Annotated in this window: 7 protein-coding genes; 5 read left to right on the top strand and 2 right to left on the bottom strand. The window is 57.5% G+C overall.

Going from position 1 to position 5,467, the window contains the following annotated elements; genetic code table 11:
- On the bottom strand, positions 1-680 hold a 680-nt coding region (locus L692_RS0104910; RefSeq protein ID WP_025697727.1), incomplete at its 3' end, for an acrylyl-CoA reductase family protein.
- 146 nt (positions 681-826) lie between these two features.
- Here L692_RS0104910 and L692_RS0104905 point away from each other — a divergent pair.
- The 5 genes from L692_RS0104905 to L692_RS0104885 all read left to right on the top strand — a co-directional run bounded on the left by L692_RS0104905 (position 827) and on the right by L692_RS0104885 (position 4,065).
- Positions 827-1,441, top strand: a complete 615-nt coding sequence (locus tag L692_RS0104905; protein WP_025697725.1) for a TetR/AcrR family transcriptional regulator — start codon at positions 827-829, stop codon at positions 1,439-1,441.
- Between the two features lie 56 nt (positions 1,442-1,497).
- Positions 1,498-1,980 carry a hypothetical protein gene (locus tag L692_RS0104900; RefSeq protein WP_025697724.1) on the top strand — a complete coding sequence of 161 codons (483 nt, stop codon included), beginning with the start codon at positions 1,498-1,500 and terminating at the stop codon, positions 1,978-1,980.
- Positions 1,981-2,007: 27 nt separating this feature from the next.
- The gene (locus L692_RS0104895) at positions 2,008-2,241 is read left to right on the top strand and encodes a hypothetical protein (protein ID WP_025697723.1); all 234 of its coding nucleotides are present in this window, start codon (positions 2,008-2,010) and stop codon (positions 2,239-2,241) included.
- Positions 2,242-2,378: 137 nt separating this feature from the next.
- Positions 2,379-3,299: a cysteine synthase A gene (cysK, locus tag L692_RS0104890; protein ID WP_025697721.1), complete on the top strand. Its 921-nt coding sequence runs from the start codon at positions 2,379-2,381 to the stop codon at positions 3,297-3,299.
- A 121-nt stretch (positions 3,300-3,420) separates the two neighbouring features.
- Positions 3,421-4,065, top strand: coding sequence for a YcnI family copper-binding membrane protein (locus L692_RS0104885; protein WP_051503435.1), 645 nt, complete (start codon positions 3,421-3,423; stop codon positions 4,063-4,065).
- Positions 4,066-4,187: 122 nt separating this feature from the next.
- On the opposite strand, the gene L692_RS0104880 is transcribed toward L692_RS0104885, so the two are convergent.
- The coding region (locus L692_RS0104880) for an NAD(+) synthase (RefSeq protein WP_025697717.1) at positions 4,188-5,467 on the bottom strand (1,280 nt) is incomplete at its 5' end.

The raw sequence follows: 5,467 nt of genomic DNA, 5'->3' as shown, positions 1-5,467 counted from the left end.
CCCACCGGATCGACGGCGGCCTGCCACAGCTGCTTGTCCAGCGCTCTTGGCCCCGCCTCGGGATCGTAGATCTCGCTTCTTGCGATCACTTCGGCCGCGCCGAGCCGCTTCAGGTATTCGCTCTCCGATGTGCGGCCGGTTCCGGCAACGACCTGATAGCCGCGTCTCCCCAGCATCGCGACCGCCGCGCCGCCTACGCCGCCGGAAGCGCCCGTGACCAGCACCTTTCCTTGATCCGGCGAGATTCCGTTATCTTCGAGCGCCTGAATAGACATCGCCGCCGTAAAGCCTGCGGTGCCGTAGATCATCGCTTCCTTTAATGAAAGGCCGTCCGGGAGCGGAACGACCCACTCGGCGGGAACGCGGGCATATTCGCTGTAACCGCCGAAATGGGACACGCCAAGCCCGTACCCGGTAACAAGGACAGGCTGGCCTTTGGCAAAGCGCTCATCTTCGGACGATTCCACCACGCCGGACAAATCAATGCCAGGGACAAAAGGATACGATTTGACGATATTGCCATTTGGAATAGAGGCAAGGCCGTCCTTGTAATTCACGCTGGAGTAGGCGACCTTGATAACGACTTCTCCTGCGGGCAAATCGTCCAGCGAAAGCGATTTTACAGCGACACTGAACGGTTCGGTGTTGTCTACAAACAGGGCTTGAAAGGATGAGGACATAGTGATACGCTCCTTTTAATGAAATGTGAGGCAATCGAAGGCGATTGTTGTTCACTTTTATATTTTTATTCTGACCGGTCAACTTTTTTATGTCAATGATCTGCCGTACATTTTAAAGAAATCATTATCATACAGGTGGGAGTCTTATGGTTCGTTACAAGAAATCTGAGGAAAAACGCAAGCAAATTCTGTACGCCGCCTTTCAGGCCATCGCCGGGCAGGGGTATGACGTGGTGACGCTTCAGACGATCGCGGACAGCGCGAAGGTCAGCAAGGGGGTCGTCCATTATTATTTCGAGAGCAAAGAGGCGGTGCTGGTTGAACTGCTGGGGTGGCTGACAGGCAAAATCTATGAAAAAGAGGCTGCGGCGGTGAGCGAACAGTCCAAGGCGGCGGACAAAATGTATGCTTACATCGATTCCGTCTTCGTGTCGCCGGAGAAGAACAGGGATTTTTACCGGGTGTATCTCGACTTTCTGGCCAGAGCCAGCCGCAGCGCCGCCTACCGGGAAATCAACAGCCGGTTCTACGACAACTGCGCGCGGATCAGTGGGGAGATTGTGGAGCTGGGCCAGCGCGAGGGCGTGTTCGACCCCCGTTTGTCGGCGCGGGAGACCGCCCCGGTCATTCGCTCCATCATCGACGGCTGCCTGATTCAGTGGCTGATGAACGGACAGGACGAGCTGCATGCCGTATACCGGGACTACTGCCGGAAGGCCGTCATGAAGCTGCTGGCTCCGGAGACGGGGGAAAAGTCATAGGCGGCGGACGGATAAAATGCTAAATTATTGAAATCTGCTGTGGGGGGGCGATTTCAATGATAACAATCAAGCGGCTCGCAGCCGTTGGCGCTTTGAGCGCCATTCTGCTGATATCAGGCTGCGGCTTCATTAATGACGGCAAGGATAAAATGTACGAAAGCGACACCGATATCGTGCAGGAAGGTGACAGCTTTTCCTATATTTCACGGACAGGTTCAACCACTACCCGGATTGCGGACCTTGAATTTAAAGGCTTCTCCGGCACGGAGACCATTTGGATTGTGGATGCGGACAAGCAGACTGACCTTCGGATTGACTATTCCCTGATTGTTAACAAGGGAGAATTCAAGGCAGTGCTGGTCACCCCGGACGGTCAGGTGATGAAGATTGCGGAAGGAACCGGCGACGGCGCCGGCGTGAAGACGCTGGAAAAAGGCCGCAGCCGCATCAAATTTGTCGGCGCGCGCACAGCGGGCAAGGTGGAAATGCATCTTCAGGCCGGAAAAGCCGTCAAGATCACGAACGTAGCGGATGAGTAGCACTCAAGGCTGTTCGACCTGTACCAGATGCTGGTGGAGCACGTCACGCCGTCCGTCTCCCAGGCATGCGCAATGCCGGGGAGGATCTCCTCGCTCCCGGTTCCCCGGCTGACCGAGTTCAGCCATAACCGGAACGGACTGCTGGATAACGGCTTGCGGCAAAAAAGGCAGGATCAGATACATAGCAGCGGCAAGTGGCCTTCGTTCAACCTGTCGCGGCACCGGGCGGCGGCGGAACTGGACCGGTACTTGGAGAAATAATGGTGCTTTCCGCGAGCCAGAGATCTTTTTTCATGCTGTAAAGAGTGATCTTCTCTGGATTCTCTTATTCGACAGCGCCTCTCGGACACGGTACAATGTTCCCAGGCAATGTCTGTGCAGGAATAAGGAGGTCTGTTATGTCAACGAGAGTGGTAAACCATATTACGGAGCTGATCGGAGATACTCCGGTTGTCCGGCTGAACCGTTTAACCGGACCGAATGCCGCGGAGCTGTACGTCAAGCTGGAGAGGTTCAATCCGAGCGGCAGCGTCAAGGATCGGGCGGCGTACAATCTGATTCATCAGGCCGAGAAGGACGGGCTGCTGAAGCCGGGCGGCACCCTTATCGAGCCGACTAGCGGCAATACGGGAATCGGGCTGGCGATGAACGCGGCGGCCAAGGGTTACCGGGCGATTATGGTCATGCCGGACAATATGACCAAGGAACGGATCAATCTGCTGAAAGCGTACGGGGCGGAAGTGGTGCTTACGCCCGCCGCCGAGCGGATGCCGGGAGCCATCGCGAAGGCGCTGGAGCTCGGACAAGAAATTGAAGGAAGCTTCATCCCGCAGCAGTTTGAGAACAAGGCCAATCCCGACATTCACCGTACGACAACGGCGGTCGAGATTCTGGAACAGATGGAGGGTAGGCTGGATGCGTTTGTGGCGACCTCGGGAACCGGCGGCACCATTACCGGCACGGGGGAGACGCTGCGGGCGCATCTGCCCGAGGTGCGCATTCTGGTGGTCGAGCCGAAGGGATCGCCGGTATTATCCGGCGGAGAACCGGGGCCGCACAAGCTGGTCGGCACAAGCCCGGGATTCGTGCCGGCCATCTTGAACACGAAAGTATACGACGAGATTGTGCAGGTCTCCGACGAGGACGCATTGAGCACAGTCCGGGCGATGGCCGCTAGGGAAGGCATCCTGATCGGCCCGTCCGGCGGCGCGGCGGTATGGACGGCGATGCGGGAGGCCGAGAGGCTGGGCAGCGGCAAGCGCGTGCTCTGCATCGCCCCGGATTCGGGGGAGCGTTATCTGAGCATGGGGATTTTTTGACACGGTGTGTGTTTGATGAGGGGTATGAAAATTATCTTCCGTCCCGAGAAGCTAACCGGCCTTTGGATGTACAATCGGCAGCCAAGACACGACAACTATGATGCGAAATGAGGCCTATATTATGAAAACGATGTCCCGCAAACTATGGATTATATCCACTCCGATGATTGGCGCACTGCTCCTGTTCGCCGCCACGGCGAGCGCCCATGTCACCATTGCACCGGCGCAATCGGCAGCTGGCGCATGGGAGACTTACACGCTGAAAGTGCCTTCGGAAAAAGATTCGCCGACCGTGGAACTTGATCTTCGCATCCCGGAGGGGGCGCAGTTTAAGCAGTACGAACCGGTGTATGGCTGGGACGTTACAGCGGATGGAAACAAGGTCACCTGGAAGGCTACCGGCGGCGGCATACAGCCGGGGCAGTTCCAGCGTTTTACCTTTACTGTCAAAAATCCCGTCTCCCCGGGCAACATCGCCTGGAATGCTTACCAGCATTATGGCGACGGCAGTCTCGTCCAGTGGTCCGGCGAGGAAGGGAGCGAAACTCCACATGCGGTGACCTCGATTACGGAGGCGAGCGGATCGGAAGGCGGACACGACCATTCCGGAATGAGCGCCGATCATTCTTCGATGAGCGATCATGCGGCGATGGGGGAAGCTCGGTCATCTGCATCCGTATCGCCGCTGGTTTATGCAGCCTTTGTCCTTTCGCTGCTTGCTCTTGCATTATCGCTGATCAGTCTGATCAGACGGCGGCGCGTATAGCTGTCCTGTTTCGGTTCTTTCTTGGCCTGCTCACTGATTGTTTCATCACACAACAAAACGGGGCTGTTCCTCTGTCATCTTTGATGACCTCGGGAACAGCCCCGTTTGTACTGGACAACTTCTTACAGTTCTTCCACTTCCCGCAGCCACAGCGAGGCGGAGGCGTCGCTTGGCATGCGCCAGTCTCCGCGCGGCGACAGGCTGACGGTGCCGACCTTCGGGCCGTCGGGCAGGCAGGAGCGCTTGAACTGCTGGGTGAAGAAGCGGCTGTAGAAGACGCGCATCCACTTGACCAGCTGCTCTCTTGGGAAGCGATCTCCGAAGGCATGCTGCGCGAGATACAGAATTTTGGCGGGCGGCGCGCCTGTTCTGAGCATGTAATACAGGTAAAAATCATGAACATCGTAGGGTCCGAGAATATCTTCCGTGAGCTGGGCGATCTCGCCATCCGGCGATGGTGGCAGCAACTCCGGACTGATGCCCGTATCAATAATATCATACAGATACTTGCTGGCGGTCTCGTCCGCTTCATGGTCGGCATACCACTGGACGACATATTTGATCAGCGTCTTCGGAATTCCGGAATTGACGCCGTACATGGACATATGGTCGCCGTTATAGGTACACCAGCCGAGCGCCAGCTCGGACAGGTCGCCGGTGCCGATCACGATGCCGCCATTCTTATTGGCGAGGTCCATCAGAATCTGCGTACGCTCTCTGGCCTGAACATTCTCGTAGGTCAAATCGTGAACATCCTTGTCATGCCCGATGTCCGCGAAGTGCTGCAGGCAGGCGGCCTTGATATCGACGACCATCATGGAAGCGCCCAGCGCCTTGATCAGGCCGACGGCATTGTCATACGTGCGGTTCGTCGTTCCGAATCCGGGCATGGTGACGGCGAGCACATCGCTGGCCGGACGGCCCAGCCGCTCCATGGCTCTTACCGCCACAAGGAGCGCCAGCGTGGAATCCAGTCCGCCGGAAATGCCGATAACGGCCTGCTTGATGCCGATATGACGTATCCGCTTCATCAGGCCGGAGGTCTGAATCGACAGGATTTCCTGGCACCGTTCGTCCCGCTTCAGCGGATTGCCCGGGACAAAGGGGCTGGCGGCCACTTCGCGGGCCAGCTCCCGGGAAGAATCATTCCTCAGGACGGGGTTCGCGAACGAAATTTCGCGGTAATCACCGCCGCCCCGGCCGCCCCGGAAGGTTCCCATCGCCATGCGGGAATATTGAAGTCTCGGAATGTCGATGTCGGCGATGGTGATCCGGCTTTCATGCGTGAACCGATCGGATTCCGCCAGGAGCACTCCGTTCTCGGCGATCAGGGAATGGCCGCCGAAGACGACATCTGTCGTCGATTCGCCGGTGTTGCAGCCGGCATAGACGTATCCGGCCA

This window comes from Paenibacillus forsythiae T98, assembly GCF_000520735.1.
GTDB lineage: Bacteria > Bacillota > Bacilli > Paenibacillales > Paenibacillaceae > Paenibacillus_AQ > Paenibacillus_AQ forsythiae.
The sequence above is the reverse complement of the archived record's forward strand: the minus strand, read 5'-3'. Positions and strand labels throughout refer to the sequence as shown.